The sequence below is a fragment of the Streptomyces sp. NBC_00094 genome (assembly GCF_026343125.1).
Taxonomy (GTDB): Bacteria; Actinomycetota; Actinomycetes; order Streptomycetales; family Streptomycetaceae; genus Streptomyces.
The window spans coordinates 1,019,033-1,036,772 of the sequence record NZ_JAPEMB010000001.1; the positions used below are offsets into that span (position 1 = coordinate 1,019,033).

The 17,740-nt window shown below is 73.7% G+C and carries 17 protein-coding genes; 7 read left to right on the top strand and 10 right to left on the bottom strand.

The features are described from left to right. The first annotated feature begins 108 nt into the window (after positions 1 to 108). Positions 109 to 864 (top strand): NADPH-dependent F420 reductase, encoded by a 756-nt coding sequence (locus tag OG580_RS04220; protein ID WP_267042285.1) that lies wholly within the window; start codon positions 109 to 111, stop codon positions 862 to 864. A 12-nt stretch (positions 865 to 876) separates the two neighbouring features. On the opposite strand, the gene OG580_RS04225 is transcribed toward OG580_RS04220, so the two are convergent. Further along, the gene (locus OG580_RS04225) at positions 877 to 1,455 is read right to left on the bottom strand and encodes an isochorismatase family protein (protein WP_267042286.1); all 579 of its coding nucleotides are present in this window, start codon (positions 1,453 to 1,455) and stop codon (positions 877 to 879) included. A gap of 112 nt (positions 1,456 to 1,567) precedes the next feature. On the opposite strand from OG580_RS04225, the gene OG580_RS04230 reads away from it, so the two are divergent. Next, positions 1,568 to 1,930 carry a DUF4180 domain-containing protein gene (locus OG580_RS04230; RefSeq protein ID WP_267042287.1) on the top strand — a complete coding sequence of 121 codons (363 nt, stop codon included), beginning with the start codon at positions 1,568 to 1,570 and terminating at the stop codon, positions 1,928 to 1,930. A 167-nt stretch (positions 1,931 to 2,097) separates the two neighbouring features. On the opposite strand, the gene OG580_RS04235 is transcribed toward OG580_RS04230, so the two are convergent. Next, positions 2,098 to 3,597, bottom strand: coding sequence for an MFS transporter (locus OG580_RS04235; RefSeq protein ID WP_267042288.1), 1,500 nt, complete (start codon positions 3,595 to 3,597; stop codon positions 2,098 to 2,100). 121 nt (positions 3,598 to 3,718) lie between these two features. Here OG580_RS04235 and OG580_RS04240 point away from each other — a divergent pair, with 121 nt between their 5' ends. Beyond that, entirely contained in the window at positions 3,719 to 4,231 is a 513-nt protein-coding gene (locus OG580_RS04240) for a MarR family winged helix-turn-helix transcriptional regulator (RefSeq protein WP_267042289.1), read from the top strand. A 269-nt stretch (positions 4,232 to 4,500) separates the two neighbouring features. On the opposite strand, the gene OG580_RS04245 is transcribed toward OG580_RS04240, so the two are convergent. Continuing rightward, entirely contained in the window at positions 4,501 to 4,950 is a 450-nt protein-coding gene (locus tag OG580_RS04245; protein WP_267042290.1) for a carboxymuconolactone decarboxylase family protein, read from the bottom strand. 94 nt (positions 4,951 to 5,044) lie between these two features. Here OG580_RS04245 and OG580_RS04250 point away from each other — a divergent pair, with 94 nt between their 5' ends. Continuing rightward, positions 5,045 to 5,923 carry a sigma-70 family RNA polymerase sigma factor gene (locus OG580_RS04250; protein ID WP_267042291.1) on the top strand — a complete coding sequence of 293 codons (879 nt, stop codon included), beginning with the start codon at positions 5,045 to 5,047 and terminating at the stop codon, positions 5,921 to 5,923. 167 nt (positions 5,924 to 6,090) lie between these two features. Here OG580_RS04250 and OG580_RS04255 read toward each other — a convergent pair whose 3' ends face one another. From OG580_RS04255 to OG580_RS04275, 5 genes are all read right to left on the bottom strand, one after another. Further along, a complete protein-coding gene (locus tag OG580_RS04255; RefSeq protein WP_267042292.1) occupies positions 6,091 to 7,041 on the bottom strand; it encodes a hypothetical protein in 951 nt (316 codons plus the stop codon). Beyond that, a complete protein-coding gene (locus tag OG580_RS04260) occupies positions 7,038 to 8,192 on the bottom strand; it encodes a DUF2306 domain-containing protein (RefSeq protein WP_267042293.1) in 1,155 nt (384 codons plus the stop codon). The genes OG580_RS04255 and OG580_RS04260 overlap by 4 nt, the downstream gene beginning before the upstream one ends. A 195-nt stretch (positions 8,193 to 8,387) precedes the next feature. Further along, a complete protein-coding gene (locus OG580_RS04265; protein WP_267042294.1) occupies positions 8,388 to 8,903 on the bottom strand; it encodes a PadR family transcriptional regulator in 516 nt (171 codons plus the stop codon). 77 nt (positions 8,904 to 8,980) lie between these two features. Then, the gene (locus OG580_RS04270; protein WP_267042295.1) at positions 8,981 to 11,380 is read right to left on the bottom strand and encodes an ABC transporter permease; all 2,400 of its coding nucleotides are present in this window, start codon (positions 11,378 to 11,380) and stop codon (positions 8,981 to 8,983) included. Further along, positions 11,377 to 12,072, bottom strand: coding sequence for an ABC transporter ATP-binding protein (locus tag OG580_RS04275; protein WP_267042296.1), 696 nt, complete (start codon positions 12,070 to 12,072; stop codon positions 11,377 to 11,379). Before OG580_RS04275 ends, OG580_RS04270 begins: the two co-directional genes overlap by 4 nt. Positions 12,073 to 12,422: 350 nt before the next feature. On the opposite strand from OG580_RS04275, the gene OG580_RS04280 reads away from it, so the two are divergent. After that, positions 12,423 to 13,772, top strand: a complete 1,350-nt coding sequence (locus tag OG580_RS04280) for a sensor histidine kinase (RefSeq protein ID WP_267042297.1) — start codon at positions 12,423 to 12,425, stop codon at positions 13,770 to 13,772. A gap of 2 nt (positions 13,773 to 13,774) precedes the next feature. After that, positions 13,775 to 14,488: a response regulator transcription factor gene (locus OG580_RS04285; protein WP_267047889.1), complete on the top strand. Its 714-nt coding sequence runs from the start codon at positions 13,775 to 13,777 to the stop codon at positions 14,486 to 14,488. Here OG580_RS04285 and OG580_RS04290 read toward each other — a convergent pair. Together OG580_RS04290 and OG580_RS04295 are read right to left on the bottom strand one after the other, a co-directional pair. After that, on the bottom strand, positions 14,407 to 14,850 hold the full coding sequence (locus OG580_RS04290) for an STAS domain-containing protein (RefSeq protein WP_267042298.1): 444 nt from the start codon (positions 14,848 to 14,850) through the stop codon (positions 14,407 to 14,409). The genes OG580_RS04285 and OG580_RS04290 overlap by 82 nt on opposite strands. Before the next feature lie 264 nt (positions 14,851 to 15,114). Further along, complete coding sequence (locus tag OG580_RS04295; RefSeq protein WP_267042299.1) at positions 15,115 to 16,530, bottom strand: aminopeptidase P family protein; 1,416 nt, start codon at positions 16,528 to 16,530, stop codon at positions 15,115 to 15,117. Between the two features lie 165 nt (positions 16,531 to 16,695). Between OG580_RS04295 and OG580_RS04300 the strand changes: the two genes are divergently transcribed. Continuing rightward, positions 16,696 to 17,679 (top strand): LuxR family transcriptional regulator, encoded by a 984-nt coding sequence (locus tag OG580_RS04300; protein WP_267042300.1) that lies wholly within the window; start codon positions 16,696 to 16,698, stop codon positions 17,677 to 17,679. The last annotated feature ends 61 nt before the right edge of the window (positions 17,680 to 17,740 follow it).

The following is a 17,740-nucleotide window of genomic DNA, read 5'->3' on the forward strand; positions in this document are numbered from 1 at the left end:
CCCGTCTCCGTGTCGCGCGCGGCACCGAAGGGGCGCCCGCGCCGTGACCACCGTAGAGAGGGCGGCGGGCCTTTGGACAGTCAGCTCGCCGCCGTCCCGGGACGTCCCATGGCGCGATTCGTGCGGTGGTCGCGACCGGGTGACGGATGCTGGAGAACGACAGCCCGCGAACACGCACCGTCGCGACAGAAGGAACCCACCATGAAGATCGGCATCATCGGCGCCGGGAACATCGGCGGCAATCTGACCCGTCGTCTCACCGCCCTGGGCCACGACGTGTCCGTGGCCAACTCCCGCGGCCCGGAGACCCTGGCCGCGCTCGCGGCGGAGACGGGCGCCACGCCCGTCGCCGCCTCCGAGGCCGCCCGCGGCGCGGAGATCGTCGTCGTGACCGTCCCGCTCAAGAACGTCCCGGACCTTCCGGCGGGGCTGTTCGACGGCGCGGCCGAGGGCTTCACGGTCCTCGACACGAACAACTACTACCCCCGCGAGCGCGACGGCCGCATCGCCGCCATCGAGGACGACGGGCTGACCGAGAGCCGCTGGATCGAGCGGCAGCTCGGCCACCCGGTGGTGAAGGCCTTCAACGGCACCTACGCGGAGGACATACTGGACCGTCCGCGCCCGGCGGGCGACCCGGAGCGGCTGGCCCTGCCCGTGGCCGGGGACGACGCGGCGGCGAAGGCGAAGATCCGGCTCCTCATCGACGAGCTCGGCTTCGACACGGTGGACGCGGGCGGCATCGACGACTCCTGGCGCCAGCAGCCGGACACCCCTGTCTACGGCCTCCGGGAGGGCGTGGACTCCGTGACGAAGGCCCTCGCCGACGCCTCCCCCGTGCGCCCGGAGACCTTCCGGGGCTGACGCGGGGCCCGTTCAGCCGGCCGCGGGCGCCGTGAACGTGACGTCCGCGGCCGGTACGGTGACCTCCGCGTCGCTCCCGAGGGCGTACGCGGCGACCCGGGAGACCGTCGCGGCCGGCACGGCCTCGTGGACCCCCGGCACCGCCGGGCAGTCCTGGGTCGCGTGGGCGTCGTGGGGCACGACGACCCGGTAGCCGCGCGCCAGGGCCGTACGGGCCGTCGCCTGGACGCACATCTCGGACATCACGCCGCAGACGGCGACCGCCCGGATGCCCGCGGCGCCGAGTACGTCGCCGAGCGAGGTCGCGTGGAAGCCGTCGTCACGGGGCTTGCGGATGACGAGCTCCCGGGGGCCCGGCTCGACGGGGTGGTGGAGCTCCCAGCCCGGGGTGTGGGGCTCGTCCTCCGCCCCGGGCGGCCCGTCGTTCTGGAGATGGACGACGAGCGCGCCGCCCCTCCGGGCCCGGGCGATGAGGTCCGCCGTCCGCTCGACGAGCCGGCCGGCCGCGGGCACGGCCCCGTCCCCGACGACGAAGGCCGACTGCACGTCCACGACGATCAGGGCGTCCACGGGCTGCGAGAGCTGCGTCATCCGGCCATCCTCGCCCGCACCGCCCCCGCGGCTCCACAGGATTTCCCCGGTCCCCGCCGGCCGCCCGGAATCCCCCTACGCGGGCCGGACCTCGCGGGCTAGCCTGACGCCCATGAACACCGTCGAGAAGATCCACGGCATCCCCGCCCTCCTCTGCGCCGCCGAGGGCGCGTCCATCGCCGCCGAGGCCGACATCCTGGATCTCATCGGCGACGCCTGGTACCAGGAGGCCCGCTGGATCGTCGTCCCGGCCGAACGGTTCGACGCGTCCTTCTTCCAGCTGCGCACCCGGGTCGCGGGCGACATCATCCAGAAGGCCGTCAACTACCGGCTCGGGCTCGCCGTGGTCGGCGACATCTCCGTTCACACGGAGGCCAGTTCACCGCTCCGCGACTTCGTACGGGAGTGCAACCGCGGTACGCAGACCTGGTTCCTGTCCGACCTGGAGGAGTTCCGGGAGCGGCTGGCGGGCTAGGTCGCGTCCGGCCCTGATCCGCCGGACACGACCTAAGGCTGTCCCGTAGGCCAACAGCGGCCTTCGCTCCGGGCTCTTCCCGTGGCGTGCAGTCGGGTGAGGTTGCCCGGCCGGCCCGCGTCGGTGCCGGGGAGACCGCTTCCGTGGGCGCTCTCCCCAGCTGTGCTTCACACGGTGAGGTGCTGCTTCGCGTCGGAGCCGGTGGCGGGCTCGGTGGCGATGCCGTGCTGCTCGTCGTCAGGGCGACCCTTCCTGGGCAGCAGGAAGGTGATCGCGAGGAACGCCGTCAGCAAGCACGCCTGGACGATCAGCGCGCGGTGGAATCCGCCGGTGAAGTCACCGGTCTTGGCCTGGGCGAAGAACACCGAGCCGAAGATCGCGACGCCGATGGAGCCGCCGATGGCCTGCACGGCCGACAGGACACCGGAGGCGGAACCGATCTCGTCGTCGTCGACCGCGGCGAGGATGAAGCTGAACAGGGCGGCGATCACCATGCCGGCGCCGATGCCCGCCACCGCTGTGCCGGGAACGATGTCCCAGATCGAGAACGAGGCGGCGTCGAGGCCGTCGATCTCGAACCACAGTACGGCCGCGCCGGCCAGCTGGACGAGCGGTCCGATCTGCAGCACTTTGCGGCCGATCTTGTCGGCGAGGAACGCGCCGCTGATGGCGCCGCCGATCGCGGTTCCCACGGCGAGGGGCAGGTTGCCCAGTCCCGCGTCGCCGGCGGTGAAGTGCCGGCCGATCTGGAGGAACAAGGTCAGTACGAGCTGGGTGCCGATCAGTCCGCCGAAGAACAGGGCGATGCCGCCGAGGCCGACGGTGAAGGCCGGCTTGCGGAGCAGGCCCGGGGTCACCAGCGGCTCGCGGCCCGCGGCGGCCGCGCGGCGCTGCTGGAGGGCGAAGAGGGCGAAACCGATCACCGAGGCGGCCATGGACAGCCATGTCCACAGCGGCCAGCCGTTCTCCTGTCCCTGGTTGAGCGGCAGCACCAGCAGGGCGCAGGACGCCACGACCAGTGCGGCGCCGGTCATGTCGACCCGTACCGTGAGGTCGCCCGCCTTCTTGGGCACGAACTTCGCGGCGACGATCAGCGCCGCGATTCCGATGGGCAGGTTGATCAGGAACACCGATCGCCAGCCCAGGCCGAAGAAGTCGCCCTCGATGAGGAAACCGCCCAGGACCGGGCCGATGATGCCGCCCAGGCCCAGGACGGGTCCGAAGATCGCGAAGACCTTGGTGAGCTCGGGGCCGGAGAAGTTCTCCCGCAGCAGACCCAGACCCTGGGGCAGCAGGATCGCTCCGGCGGTGCCCTGCAGCAGGCGGAAGGCGATCAGCAACTCGATGCTCGGCGCGATGGCGCACAGCAGCGAACTCGCGGTGAAGGCCGCCAGGCCGATCAGGAACATCCGGCGCCGGCCGTAGCGGTCGCCGAGCCGGCCGCCGAGCACGAGCCCGGCGCCCAGGGTGAGGGCGTAGCCGCCGATCACCCACTGCAGTCCGACGGAACCGGCGCCGAGGGAGTCCTCCAGGGCCGGCCCGGCGACGTTGACGATCGAGGCGTCCAGGAGATCCATGATCTCCGCGACGATCATCACCGCCAGGATCAGCCACCGCCATCGGTAGGGCTCGGTCGTCTCGTCAGGGGTGGGGGACGGGTCACGCACGCCAGATACCTCCATGGTGAAGTAATTCCATCATGAAGGTAAAATGGTGAAGGTAGGTTGTCAAAGCGGGCCGCCCACCTGGACGCCCGGCAGGAGAGAAGAGGGCCCGGTGGAGGAAGCGATGGGCGACGGTGTCGCGGCGCGGCGCGAGCGGCTGATGGAAGGGCTGCGGATCTACGGCGGCCACTACGCCGAGCTCAGCCGGCGTTTCGCGGCATGGCTGGGCCTGCACTCCACCGACGCGACCGCGGTGCTGGAGATCGCGGCCGCCGAAGAACGCGGGACCCCGCTGTCACCGGCCCGGCTGAGCGAGCGCATCTCCCTGTCCACGGGCGCCACGACCGCGCTCCTGAACCGCCTCGAAGCGGCCGGGCACATCACCCGCACCCGCGAGCACTCCGACCGGCGCATCGTCACCCTGCGCGGCGGCCCGCACATCCAGGAGCGGGCGGACGAGTTCTTCGGCCCGCTCGCCGGCCGCCTCGATGCGGCGATGTCCCCCTACCCGCCACAACTCCTGGAACAGTTCGAGCAGTTCATGACCGATCTGAACGCCACCATGGACGCCCACCTCGCCGAGCGGAGCCCGGTGACACCGCGCCCCGACGGCACCCTCGGGGACCGCCGGCGCTAGGGCCTGTCTGACAATTCGCGTCGGATCAGGCCGGGGCGTTCGGTGCGTGCGATCGGCGTGCGGTCGGGACGTCCTCGTAGCGGAGCTACGTGGGCGTTTCGGCCGTGCGTCGAGCGTGCGTGCCGGGCGGGCCGGACCCGGCGGGAATTGTCAGACAGGCCCTAGAGGTCGCCTCGGCCGGCCTAGTGACCCGGAGTTTCGGTCTGTGGGGGGGCGTCATCCCTCGACGTCAAGAAGGCGCCTCCGGGGGATGACGCCCCGCCCGGCTCTCACCAGGTCTTGCCGGCCTGCTCCCGGACCGTGTGGTTGATCCGGTTGAAGAAGTTGGTCATCGCGATCTCCAGGGTGATCGCGCCCAGTTGCTCCTCGCTGAAGTGGTCGGCGGCGGCGTCCCAGATCTCGTCGGTGACCCCCGGTGCGCCGTCCTGGAGCCGGGTGGCGGCCTCGGTCAGGGCGAGGGCCGCCCGCTCCTCATCGGTGTAGAAGGGCGTCTCGCGCCACGCGACCACGTGGTGCAGCCGCTCCTCCGTCTCACCGGCCTGCTTCGCCGACTGGATCGTGGCGAAGACGCACGGGCTGCAGCCGTTGATCTGGCTGACACGCAGATGGACCAGCGACAGCAGACGCCTGTCCACGCCCCCGGCGTGAATCGCCTTGTAGAGGTGCTGGATCGCCGTGATCACGTCGGGATTAGCCGGGCTCTTCACACGTGCTTCCATCGGTCCTGCTCCTTCATCGATGGTTCATCGGTTACCTGCGCCCCTCCGGGCCCGTCATCACCCATGACGGAGCAGAGCCGAGGAAGGTAACAAGATGTCCGACACCAGCCCGACGGACCCGATAGCCGAGACGTTCGAGGCCCAGCGCGACCGGCTGCGCGCGGTCGCCCACCGCATGCTCGGGTCGCACGCCGATGCCGAGGACGTGGTCCAGGAGGCCTGGCTGCGGCTCTCCCGCCAGGACACGGCGACCATCCACAACCTCGCCGGCTGGCTGACCACGGTGGTCGGCCGGATCAGCCTCGATGTCCTGCGATCGCGCGAGGCCCGCCCGGAGGCGTCCTACGGCGACGGACTGTCCGAGCTCGTCGTGACGCTCGACGACAATCCTGCTCCCGAGGACGACGCGGTGCTCGCCGACTCGGTCGGGCTCGCGCTCCTCGTCGTTCTGGAGTCGCTCGGGCCGAGCGAGCGGCTGGCGTTCGTGCTGCACGACCTGTTCGCGGTGCCGTTCGACGAGATCGGCCAGATCCTCGGCAAGTCCACCGCCGCCGCCAAGATGCTCGCCAGCCGCGCCCGCAGGAAGGTGCAGGCGATCGAGCGGCCGACCGGCGGCGGACGGGAGCAGCGAGAGGTGGTCCAGGCCTTCCTGGCGGCGGCTCGCCGCGGCGACTTCGAGGGGTTGCTGCGGGTACTCGACCCCGAGGTGAAACTGACCGTCAACACCCCGTCCGGCGTGGTCGTCACCCTCGGCGCCACCAAGGTCGCAGCCGGCGCGCAACTGTCCGCCAGTGCGGCCACGCAGGGGCGGGCGGTGCTCGTCAACGGCCTCCCGGGGATCATTTCCTGGCGCGAGGACGGCGCCCCGCTCTCGGTCCTCGCGTTCACCGTCGCCGACGGCCGGATCACCGGCATCACGGTCGTGATCGACCCGGCCAAGCTCGCGCTGATGGACCTGCCGGATCCGGCGTGAGTCCCTGCCGGGCAGGTCGCCGCCGAACGGCCAAGGTCCGTGGATCATCGACCTGTTCCAGGCTGCGGGGGTTCGGTGGCGTTCGAGACCACGCCTGCCAGGTCGAGTTCGAGGGGGAGCTCCCTCGGCGCCGCAGCGCGTCCTTGCCACGACGCTCGGCCCCGGGCTCAGCGACCAAGGCGTGGACCGGAGCCACTTCCGGGGGAGCGACGACCGGCCGCCGGGGGGCTCTCCGGCGCGGCCTCGGCTCTTGTCAGGAGTCGGCGGCCGGAGACTCCGGTGGCCAGCAGGCCGGTGACGAGGGCGAGGAGCGAGGCGCCCGGGCCCGACGTCCAGTCGACGGTCCGGGCGTGGACGGCGAGGACGACGGCGGTCGCCAGGGCCACGGCGGGGACGGCCGTGAGGGCGGGGCGGATTCGGGCCAGGTCGTCCTCGACCAGGGAGGCGAGGACGCCGACGCCGAGCGAAAGCGCCCAGACGCCCAGGCCCTGCGCGTCGGCGCGGTTGACCGTCCACGGTACGAGCGGGCCCCAGAAGGCGGGGAAGGCCAGCAGGCCCGCGCCGATGCCGAGCCACCCCGATCCGAGAACCGCGAGCAGCGGCTTCGACCAGCCGGGCAGCGGTGCGACCCGAAGGCGCTCGACGCCCGGCGCCGGGGCGGGCCTGCGGTACTGCGCGGCGAGGCACACCACGGCGGCGAGGGCGAGCAGTCCGAGCGTGGCGACCCAGCCGAGGCTGAACAGGGCGAGGAACAACGGGCCGCCGTGGACGGCCTGGAGGGCGCCGCCGTTGAGCAGGGTCACCGTGAAGAGACCCACGAGGACGGTCACGAGCGGCAGGACGAGGCTCCGTACCTCCTCCCAGACGCGGGCCCGGCCGATGGTGAACAGCGCGGGTGCGACGCCGGCCATGGCCGCCCCGACGAGACCGGGGCTGAGCGCCTCCGGGGACACCCAGGCGCCCGCCGCGTGGCCGGTCAGGCTCGCCACCGCGAGGAGGGCGCCGACGGTGAGGCTGATGCCGCCGACGACGCTGCTCAGGATCACCACGGCGGGCGAGAGTTCCCTGCCGTCGAGCGTGTCGGCTTCGCGGGCCGTCGGCTTCTCCGTGGCGCTCATCGGTGGTCCCCTTCCCGCGCCGCGACGGACACGGGCGCGGGGCCGGTAGCCGGCCGCTCCGCGAACGGTCGCTGCCGCTTGAGGAGTTCACGGCCGTGCAGCACACGCAGGCTCACCACGGTGACGGCCGCGTAGGCGAGCACGCCGCAGCCGGTGCCGACGCCCGCGACGAGGGCCGTGAGCCGGTCGAGTCCCATGGTCCGCTCCAGTACGGGCACGGTCACCGCCGAGAACGCGGGGGCGAGGCACAGTGCCGCCAGGTGCATCCGCCACTCCTCCCGCGCCCAGTCGGCACCCCGCACGCGCGCGCGTGCCGCCCGCACCACGATGACGGCGTAGGTGACGGCGTACGGGACGACGTAGGCGAGGAGCAGTCGGCGTCCTCCGGCCCCGTGGTCGAGGAAGGCGACCGTGGTCCAGGCCAGTCCTGCGGCCCCGGCGAGGTGGACGGCGGCCATGACCGGAGCGGGGCACCAGGTGCCGGTCACGCCGGGGACGGTGGCACGCCGGTCGAGCGCGCGGGAGGCGAGCAGCGCGCCGAAGGAGACGAGGGCGCCGAGGTGCATGATCGCGACGCGGTTGATGTCCTGGATCGACAGCCCCGGGTAGAGCGAGGGCAGGAAGCCCCATTCGAGGCGGAGCAGCGGGGCGGTCATCAGGAAGCCATAGCAGAGCAGCATCCAGCGCTGGTGCAGGTCCGGGAGGCCCCGGATCGCGGCGAGGACGCCGAGGCTCACGCTGCCGACGGTGCCGACCAGGATCGTGGCGAGGACGATCCAGAACGCGGCCCCGCTGAACGCCTGCTCCGGTGGGGTGCGGACGAGGTAGAGGGCGGCACCGGCCATCGACACGTACACGGTGACGGCGAAGACGGTCCCGGTGATCCGGTGCAGCCGGACGCGCCGCCGCAGCGCCGTGAGCAGTTGTACGGGGCCGAGCAGCATCAGCAGGCCGCCGAGGACGGAGTGCAGGATCAGCGGGGCCAGGCTGCGGCTGTACGGTCCCATCCGGTCGCGCACGGCCTCGGCCACGAACTCCGGGGAGACGGACCGGCCGAGGAGCCACTCGCCGAGGGCGGGTGCCCCGGGGCGGGCGTAGGGCCAGAGCTCGGTGACCGCGATCGGCGCGTACGCCAGGCAGACCACCGTCACGGCGAGGGCGGCTGCCCTCCCTCGTCTCGTGCTTGTCGGACGCCCCACGGCGGTTCCCCCTCCGAACGCGCGATAGTCCTTATTGGACTATGGAGGAAGGTAGGGCCGGACGCGACGGAGGTCAACCGGTCGGTAACACCGTCGGTAACAACGTCGGCGACGGCGCGGTGCCGCCGGTGTCGCCGTCGCCGCGGATCAGGGTTCGCGGCCCTCCACCCACTGCCAGAAGTCGACCATCATCCGCTCGTACCGGATGCCGAACTCCAGCGCCTCGCGCTGACCGCGCGTCAGCAACGCGCCCACACCCTCGGCGAGTTCCTCGTACTCGTCGAGCGTGCGCCGATGCTCGTCGACCTGCACCGGGGCGTGGACGCGCGGGCTCGCGCCGAACCACAGCTTGAGGATGCCGCGCTCGCGGGCCTCCACCGGGACGAAGGAGGAGTCGGCGAGCCAGCCGCGCAGAGCCGCCTTCCCCTCCTTCGTCAGCTTCATCAGGCGCCGGTTCCGGCCACCGGCCTGCCGGACCTCCGACAACAGGCCCGCTTCGAGCAGCCGGTCGCACTGCGCGTAGACCTGCGCGTGGGGCATCGACCAGAAGGGGGCGACCGTGCGCGCGGCCTCGACCTTCACGTCGTACGGACTGGCCTCGCCCAGCTGGTCGATGATGCCGAGCACGAGGAAGGAGGGCGTGGTCAACCGGACTTCAGACATGCCGCGACGGTACCGCGACGCCCGCGAGAACCGGCCTCGGTGAACACGCCCGGCGGGCGGGCGTCCCAGCCCCCTCGTCACTCCGCCCGCAGCGCGCGTGCCGTGCCCGTACGCGCCGCCCAGCCGGCCGGCAGCAGGGCTCCGACCATCGCGATCCCCACGCCGGCGGCGGCGAGCAGCGCCAGCAGGGGCACGCCGTACACGTCGATGTCGGCGGGCGGGATCGTGGTGCCGACCGCGCGGCCCATCGCCGGCATCACCCAGCGGTGGAGCGCCACGCCCAGCGGTACGCCGACCGCGCCCGCCACCAGGCCGATGCCGCCGACGGAGGTGAGGACCTGGGCGACGGTCTGGCGCGGGGTCATCCCCAGGGCCTTGCAGACGCCCAGGTCGCGGACCCGCTCGCGGGTGTCCAGGACCACCGCGTTGAGCACCCCCAGACAGGCCACCACGACCAGCATCACCGTGAGCATGACGATCAGTGCCTGCATGGCCATGATGACGCTCGACCTGCTCTCGTCGGTCACGGCCGCCTGGGCGCCGAGCGGCCCCACGACCCCCTCCAGGCGCGCCGCGTACTCCGCCGGGTCCGTGCCGGCGGCGACCGTGACGGCGAAGTCGGCGGGCTGGTAGCGGAGGTGCAGCGCGGCGACCGACCCGGTCGTGGTGCGCAGGGTCATGCCGTCGTCGCCCAGGTCGAAGACCTCGCCGACGATCCGGACCCGGACCGTGCGCCCCTGTTCCGACAGGGCGACCGTCTCTCCCACCCGCAGGCCCGTGGCGCGCAGGAAGCGCGTCGCGGCCACCGCCTCCCCGGTGGCCGCGAACCAGCGGCCCGAGACCATCGTGTGGCGGCTTCCCGCGGTGTCCCCCTCGTACGCGACGAGCGGTGCGCCGCCCTTGAGTCCGGCGACGCCGATCCGGGTGCGGACGGTCCGGTAGACGGTCCCGGTCCCCGCGAGCTCGCCGATCTCCGCCGCCACGGCCGCCGGGTCGGCGGGCTCCCGCGGCATGCTCTCGCCCGGGCCCTCGCCGGGCCCGGCGAGGGTACGGACGGTCACGTCACCGCCCCGGTCCGGATCCCCGTCTGCCTTGACCGCGACGAGCGTGCTGCCGAGCCCCACCGCGAAGGTCACCGCGAGGGCGCCGAACGTCACGGCCGCGGCCGTGGTCGCCGAGCGCGCGGGGCGGGCGAAGGGCCCGGCGAGGCCCAGGGTGACGGGGCGGGGCAGCGGCAGCCGTCCGAGCAGCCCGCGGATCCGGCGGCCCCGCGCGCCGCCGGCGGCCGGACCGACGCGGAGGGCGGAGGCGGTCGGCAGCCGGGCCGCCCGCAGCGCCGGGACGAAGGCGGTGACGGTCACCAGCGCGAGGGCGGCGGCGGGCACCAGGACGTCCACCCGGAGGGGGATCGGCACGGTCGTCGTCCCGTACACCTCGGCGACCTCCGCCATGAGGGGCACGGCGAGCGCGTTGCCGAGGGCCACGCCGAGCAGGGCCCCGACGGAGCCCGGGAGCAGGGCCTGGGCCACGTACGCCCGCCCGACCTGGAACGGGGTGAATCCGAGGGACTTGAGGATGCCGATCCGGCGGGTGGCGGCGGACACCGCGCCGCTCACCACGATGCCGATGACCAGGACGGACAGGGCGAGTCCGAGGAGCGCGAAGGCCGAGACGAAGGGGACGAAGGCCGCCGTGCTCTCCTGGACGGCCTCGCGGACGTCGAGGTACGACTGGGTGCCGGCGACCGCGCCCGCCGGGGCGGCGGCCGTGATCGCCGCACGCCCCGCCGCGACCTCGGCGCGGGTGTCGGCCCCGGTGAACCGGTAGAGCATCTGGAGCGCGGGGCGCCGCTCACCCGCGAGCGGCGTGAGCTGCGCCGGTACGACCCAGGCGTCGGCGCTCGCGCCGGCCGACGCGCCGATGCCGACCACGGTCAGTTCCAGGGTGCCGGCCCACATCCGGGACCCGATCCCCAGGCCCTGCCCGGCGGCCCCCCTCTCCAGGACGATCTCCCCGGGGGCCAGGGCCCACCGGCCCTCGGTCAGGGCGACCGCGTCCACGGGGGCCGCGGCGGAGGCCCGGCCGACGACCGTCAGGGGCGGCGGTGCGAAGCCGGGCGGTGCGGCCGCGTCCGACCGCAGGCGCACGGAGACGACGCCGAAGGGGCCCGCCGCGGCGGCGACCCGGGGCGCCCGCGCCGTGCCGGCCAGTCCGTCGGCGGAGACGGCGGAGCCGTCGAACTCCACGGTCAGATGGGCCCCGTGCTGGCGGGCGAAGGCCCGGTCGAAGGGGGCGGCGGAGGCGACGAGGAGACCGACCGCGAGGACGGCGGCGGCGACCGAGAGCAGGGTCGTCAGGACCATCACGGCGGTCTGCGTCCGGCGCCGTCCGACCCCGGCGCGGACGACCCGGCCGAGGGCTCCACCGCGCCGGGTGCCGGTGACCGGCACGGTGCGGTCGTGCGTACGGGCGCTCATCGGGTCACCGCCGTGACGTCCCGGGCGAGGCGGCCGTCGACGAGTTCGATCGTGCGGGTGGCGCACGCCTCGGCGAGGGCCAGGTCGTGGGTGACGAGGACGATGGTCTGGCCTTCGGCGTTGAGTTCGCGCAGCAGTTCGCGGACGTCCGCGCCGGACGCGCTGTCCAGGGCGCCGGTGGGCTCGTCGGCGAGGAGCAGGGGCGGACGGTTCATCAGGGCCCGTGCGACGGCGACCCGCTGGCGTTCGCCCCCGGAGAGGCGGCCGGGGTGGGCGCGGGCGTGCCGGGCGATGCCGAGCCGGTCGAGGAGTTCGGCGGCGCGGGCCGCCGAACGGGCCCGGTCGGCGCCGGCCAGTTGGGCCGGGAGCAGCACGTTGTCGAGGACGGTCAGGTCGTCGAGGAGGTTGAAGAACTGGAAGACCATCCCGATCCGGCTCCGCCGGTACTTCGCGGACGCGGCCTCGCCCATCAGGTCCACGCGCAGCCCGTCCACGGTCACGCGGCCGCTGCTCGGGCGGTCGAGCCCGGCGAGGAGGTTGAGCAGGGTCGACTTGCCGCTGCCGGAGGGGCCGAGGACGGCGAGCGCCTCGCCGCGCCGCACCGTGAGGGACAGCTCGTCGAGGGCGACGAGGCCGTCGCCGTACGTCCTGCCGACCTCGCTCAGGTCGATCAGGTGGTCGGATTCGGACATGCGCCCTCCAGGGCTCGGGTAGCGGAACGGGGATGGGCGGGGATGGCCGGATGGGATGTACGGAAGCGCCCGGACGGCACCTCCCGTGCGACGCGGGCTCGGCGGCACGGCACCGATGCCGGCTCGCCCCCGCACCGAATCGCCCCCGCATCGATTCGGCGCCGCATCGATTCGGCGCCGCACCGACGCTAGGAGCGGCGGCCCCGGACGCGCGTCGGCCGCGGTGCCGAAGATCCGTACCGCGCGCGGTGGAGGTGCGGCCGCGTCATCCCCGGGATGTACGCCCTCCGGGCAGGGCCCTGCTCCCACGGGCTGATCCGCTTCCTCGCCCCGCTTGCCACACTGAGCCGGTGAGCAGGTACGAGGCATTCATCGACCGGGCGCGCGGGCGCCGGCCCCTGGGGGCGGCGCCCGCGCTGTCCCGCTGGGCGTGGGCGGCCGACGGGCTGCTCGCCCTGGCGCTCGCGATCGCGACGGTCATCGGCGACCTCAACCGCTCGTACGTGGAGGTGTGGCCGGACCTGGACGACCTTCCGGCCCCGCCGCCGGTGCCGGACCCGGTCACCGGTGAACTGCTGCCGCCTCCCCTGCCGTCGGCGGTCCCCTGGAAGACGGGCGCGCCCCATCCCGTACCCGCCGTGGAACACGTGCTGCCCCCGGTCGACACCTGGGAGATGGCGGCGGCCCTGCTCACGGCGCTGCCGCTGGTGCTGCGCCGCCGGTTCCCGCTCGCCGTCTTCTGGGTGGTGACCGGGGCCGCCGTCCTGCTGCACCTCGGCGACGTCTCGGAGGACGCCACGAAGGTCACCTTCGTGTCCGGTCTCGTCGCGGCGTACAGCGCGGCGATGTACAGCCCGCACCGCAAGGCGGTGTCGGCCTCGCTCGCGGCCGGCCTCGTGCCGTACGCGGTCCTGCCGCTGGTGCCCGACGTCGACGGCGGCCTCGTGCTCGTCCTCGTCCTGCTGCCGCTGGCCCTCGCCACGCACGGCGTCCATCTGTGGCGGCAGCGGACGCGGGAGCTGCGGGAGGAGCAGGAGGCGGCGCTGCACCGGGCGGTGGAGGCGGAGCGTTCCCGGATCGCCCGGGAGCTGCACGACGTGGTCACCCACAACGTCAGCATGATGACGATCCAGGCCGGGGCCGCGCGCATGGTCCTCGACAGCTCCCCCGACCAGGCCCGGGAGGCGATACGGGCGGTGGAGGAGGCCGGGCGGACGGCCATGTCGGAACTGCGGCACGTGATGGGGCTGCTGACGATGGCGGCGGACGGTCCCGATCCGGCGGCCGACGTGGATCTCGCACCGCAGCCGGGTCTGGACCGGCTGACGGAGCTGACGGACCGGGTGCGGTCGTCGGGGGTGCCGGTGGAGGTGGAGACGCGGGGCGTCCCGGCCGCGCTGCCGGCCGGGGTGGACCTGGCCGCGTACCGCGTGGTGCAGGAGGCGTTGACGAACGTGGTCAGGCACGCGCCGGGCGCGCGGGTGTCCGTCACCGTGGAGTACGGCCCGGACCGGCTGCTGGTGGAGGTCATGGACACGGGAGGGCGGGCGCGGGGGTCCGCGGACCCGGAACCCGGCGGCGGGCACGGTCTGCTCGGTCTCCGCGAACGGCTCGCGATCTACGGCGGTACGCTGCGGACGGGCGCGCGTCCGGGCGGCGGGTACCGGGTCCGCGCGGTGATTCCCGTGGAGGCCCCGTGACCGTGACCGACGCGCCGCGCGTGGTGATCGTCGACGACCAGGCCCTGGTGCGGACCGGTTTCCGGATGATCCTCGCCGCCGACGGCATCGAGGTGGTCGCGGAGGCCGCCGACGGCGACGAGGCCGTCTCCGCGGTCCGCAGGACCCGGCCCGACGTGGTCCTGATGGACATCCGGATGCCGGGCACCGACGGCCTGGAGGCGACGCGCCGGATCCTCGCCGAGGAGGCGGCCCCGCCGAGGATCGTGGTCCTCACCACGTACGACCTCGACCGGTACGTGTACGCGGCGCTCGGCGCCGGCGCGAGCGGCTTCCTCCTGAAGGACGTCACCCCCGAGCACCTGACGGCGGCGGTCCGGCTGGTCCGCTCCGGGGACGCCCTGCTGGCGCCGGCGATCACGCGCCGGCTGGTGGAGCGCTTCGCGGGGACCGGGGCACGGACGGCTCCCCTGCACCGTGACCTCGCCACGCTCACCCCGCGGGAGCTGGAGGTCCTCGAAGCGCTGGCGCGCGGCCTCACGAACGCGGAGCTGGCCGCGCGGTTCCGGCTGAGCGAGGCGACGGTGAAGACGCACGTCGCCCGCATCCTGTCGAAGCTCCGGCTGCGCGACCGGGCCCAGGCGGTCATCGCCGCCTACGAGACCGGGCTCGTCACCCCGGGCTCGGCGGGCCGGGCGCCCGGCGACGCCGCGCCGGGCGGGCAGCCGCCCGACTGAAGCTGCGGCCCGGGCGTCGGCCCGACCCCCGGCGCCGTCGCCTCAGGACGGAGGAGGTCGCCGAGCGCGGTCAGGCGGATGAGCCGGAGGATCCACGGCTGGTCGCAGACGAGTCGCCAGCGGGCGCCCCGTGCCTGGGTCCGCCCGGCGCAGTGGGCGAGCAGCCCGAGTCCGGTGGCGTCGCAGAAGGTGAGCCTGCGGATGTCGAGGGTCAGGGCCTGGGACTCCCGGACGAGGGCGTCGAGCTCGGGCCGCAGGTGCCGCACCAGGACGAGGTCGAGCTCACCGTGGAGCGCCGCGACGGTGTGTCCGCCGGTCGAGCGGACGACGAGGTGCGGGTCGTGACGGGGAATCAGCTGCATCGGACGCTCCACAGGGTGGATCCATGTGTCACGTCGAGCGTGGCCGCGTCCTCGGGGGGAGGGACGTTTCGCCTCGGCCCCTGTCACCTGAATCGGTGAATATGCGGGCCGGTCGGAGCCGCACGGACCCCCCGTTCCCGAACGTACGGACGAAAAAGGAGGGGCGGCGGCCGTGATCGACTCACGGCCGCCGCCCCTCCGCCGGGCACCCCGCCTACGCGCCGCGGCCGGCGGGCTGCCGGGCGTGGCGGGGGCGCCGGCGGCTCAGCCCGCGAACCTGGCCATCCAGGCCTCGACCTCGTCGGCGGTGCGCGGCAGACCGGCGGACAGGTTCTCGTGGCCGGTCTCGGTCACGACCAGGTCGTCCTCGATCCGGACGCCGATGCCGCGCCACTCCTCCGGCACGGTCAGGTCGTCCGCCTGGAAGTACAGTCCGGGCTCGACGGTGAGGACCATGCCGGGCACCAGGGGACCGTCGACGTACTCCTCGTTGCGCGCGTGCGCGCAGTCGTGGACGTCGAGGCCGAGCATGTGGCCGGTGCCCGCCATGGTGAAGCGGCGCTGGAGGCCGAGCTCGTAGGCGCGGTCGACGGGGCCCTCGATGAAGCCCCACTCGACGAGCTTCGCCGTCATGCTGCGCTGGCACGCCTCGTGGAAGTCGCGGTACGGGGCGCCGGGCTTGACGGTGGCGAGGCCCGCCTCCTGGGCCTCGTACACGGCGTCGTACACCTTGCGCTGCACCTCGGAGAAGGTGCCGTTGATCGGGAAGGTGCGGGTGACGTCGGCGGTGTACAGGGTGTTCGACTCCACGCCGGCGTCGAGCAGGAGCAGCTCGCCCGGGTTCACCGGACCGTCGTTGGTGGTCCAGTGCATGATCGTGGCGTGGTCGCCGGCGGCACAGATCGAGCCGTAGCCGAGGGCGTTGCCCTCCAGGCGCGCGCGGCGGAAGAAGGTGCCCTCGATCCAGCGCTCGGACGTGGCGACCGCACGGGACAGCTCGGAGACGCAGTCGGTGAAGCCGCGCACCGTGGAGTCCACGGCCTTGCGCATCTCCTCGATCTCCCAGGCGTCCTTGACGAGGCGGAGCTCGCTGAGGACCTCCTCCAGCTCGTAGTCGCGCTCCTCGTCGGTGGTGACGGCGGCCTCCAGGGCCGGGTCGTGACCGCGCACGATGCGGGTGGGGACGTCGGTGGAGGCGGCGGCCAGGTCCTCGGTGATCGTGCGGACGTCACGGCAGGGCAGGCCGAGGACGGTCTCCGCCTCGGCGAGCGAGCGGCGGCGGCCCATCCACAGCTCCGCGTGGTAGCCGATCCAGAACTCGTCGTCGTCGCGGCTGTCGCGGGGCAGCTGGTAGCAGTACGCGTCGTGGCCGCCGTCCGCGCGGGGTTCGAGCACGAGGGCGCCGTCACGGGCCTGGTCGCCGGTCATGTGCACGTAACCCGTGTACGGGCGGAAGGGGTACGGGTCGTCGTTCGAGCGGGTCTTGAGGTTGCCGGACGGGACGACCAGGCGCTCGCCGGGGAAGCGGGCCGAGAGGGCGGCACGGCGGGCGGCCGCGTACGGGGCCTGCTCGTCGGGCTCCAGGTCGTGACGCTCCGTGTCGGCCCAGCCGGTCCGCATGAGGGCGGAGAGCTCTTCGGAGACTCCGTCGTACAGCCCGTTCTTGCGACCCTTGGCCATGCGATGCACCTTCTTCTCGGTGGGTTCCTGGTGCCACCGGTCCTCGGCGGCACCCGGACAGTACTGCGCACGAAGCCCGCCGGGGGCCCAGGACCGCCAGTGGCACAGATCGGCCATCCGGGCCGGGTTTCCGCACCGGACGCCGGGCCGTCGATAATGCGGCGCATGGCGAACGCAAAGCTCAGCGAGGCCCTCCGGCTGCTGGGGATCGATCACGACGCGGGCCGGCTCTACCTGGAACTCCTGGAGCGGGCGCCGGCCCCGCTGAGTGCGATCGGCTCCGCGGCCGGGCTCGACGGCGCCGCGCTCTCGGCGGCGTACGGCGCGCTGGTCGACGCCGGTCTCGCGAGCGCCGCCGCGGAGCTCGGGGACGTCGTGGCGCCCGTGCCGCCCGCCGCCGGCCTGGAGATCCTCGGCCGGCACCGGGCAGCCGAGCTCGACGAGTCACGCATCACGGTCGGGGGCGCGTTCGAGTCGTTCCGGCGGCAGCGGCTCGCCGGCGAGCACGACCACCTCGTGGAGATCGTCACCGGCGACGCGATCGGTCTCCGGATGCGGCAGGCCTGGGCCAGTGCCCGTCGGCAGATCCGCCAGCTCGACTCCCCGCCCTACTTCCCGCTGCCCGGCGCCACCGAGGACGCGCTGGCCACCCTCGCTCGCGGGGTGACGCAGCGCGTCGTGTACTCGCGGGAGTCGCTGGAGCTGCCCGGCAACCTGGAGTCGGCGATCGAGCCCTGCATCGAGGCCGGCGAGCAGGCCCGGGTGCTGCCGTCGGTGCCGGTGAAGCTGGTGATCATCGACGAGGCGTACGCGCTCGTGTCGCTGTCGATCAAGGAGGCCGACGTCCACAACACGATGCTGGTCGTGCAGCCCTGCGGCCTGCTCTCCGCGCTCGTGGCGCTGTTCGAGCAGGCCTGGCAGAACGCACTGCCCTTCCACGGCCACACCGCCCGCCCGGGCGGCCTGCCGCCCGCCGACCGGCGCCTGCTGTGGCTGCTGGCCGGCGGGGCGAGCGACGAGGTCATCGCCCGCGAGCTGGGCATCAGCCGCCGTACGCTGTTCCGCCGGATCCAGATCCTGATGGCCCGTCTCGGCGCCACGAGCAGGTTCCAGATGGCCCTGCAGGCCCAGCGCTCCGGCTGGCTGTGACGCCGGGGCCGATCAGCGTGATGCGGGCCCGACCGCCGTGGCGCGGGCCCGATCACCCTGC

Coding starts and splice junctions, on each gene's coding strand:
- OG580_RS04220 (WP_267042285.1), top strand. CDS start 109: ATGGCGCGATTCGTGCGGTGGTCGCGACCGGGTGACGGATGCTGGAGA.
- OG580_RS04225 (WP_267042286.1), bottom strand. CDS start 1,455: ATGACGCAGCTCTCGCAGCCCGTGGACGCCCTGATCGTCGTGGACGTG.
- OG580_RS04230 (WP_267042287.1), top strand. CDS start 1,568: ATGAACACCGTCGAGAAGATCCACGGCATCCCCGCCCTCCTCTGCGCC.
- OG580_RS04240 (WP_267042289.1), top strand. CDS start 3,719: ATGGGCGACGGTGTCGCGGCGCGGCGCGAGCGGCTGATGGAAGGGCTG.
- OG580_RS04245 (WP_267042290.1), bottom strand. CDS start 4,950: ATGGAAGCACGTGTGAAGAGCCCGGCTAATCCCGACGTGATCACGGCG.
- OG580_RS04250 (WP_267042291.1), top strand. CDS start 5,045: ATGTCCGACACCAGCCCGACGGACCCGATAGCCGAGACGTTCGAGGCC.
- OG580_RS04255 (WP_267042292.1), bottom strand. CDS start 7,041: ATGAGCGCCACGGAGAAGCCGACGGCCCGCGAAGCCGACACGCTCGAC.
- OG580_RS04265 (WP_267042294.1), bottom strand. CDS start 8,903: ATGTCTGAAGTCCGGTTGACCACGCCCTCCTTCCTCGTGCTCGGCATC.
- OG580_RS04270 (WP_267042295.1), bottom strand. CDS start 11,380: ATGAGCGCCCGTACGCACGACCGCACCGTGCCGGTCACCGGCACCCGG.
- OG580_RS04275 (WP_267042296.1), bottom strand. CDS start 12,072: ATGTCCGAATCCGACCACCTGATCGACCTGAGCGAGGTCGGCAGGACG.
- OG580_RS04290 (WP_267042298.1), bottom strand. CDS start 14,850: ATGCAGCTGATTCCCCGTCACGACCCGCACCTCGTCGTCCGCTCGACC.
- OG580_RS04295 (WP_267042299.1), bottom strand. CDS start 16,530: ATGGCCAAGGGTCGCAAGAACGGGCTGTACGACGGAGTCTCCGAAGAG.
- OG580_RS04300 (WP_267042300.1), top strand. CDS start 16,696: ATGGCGAACGCAAAGCTCAGCGAGGCCCTCCGGCTGCTGGGGATCGAT.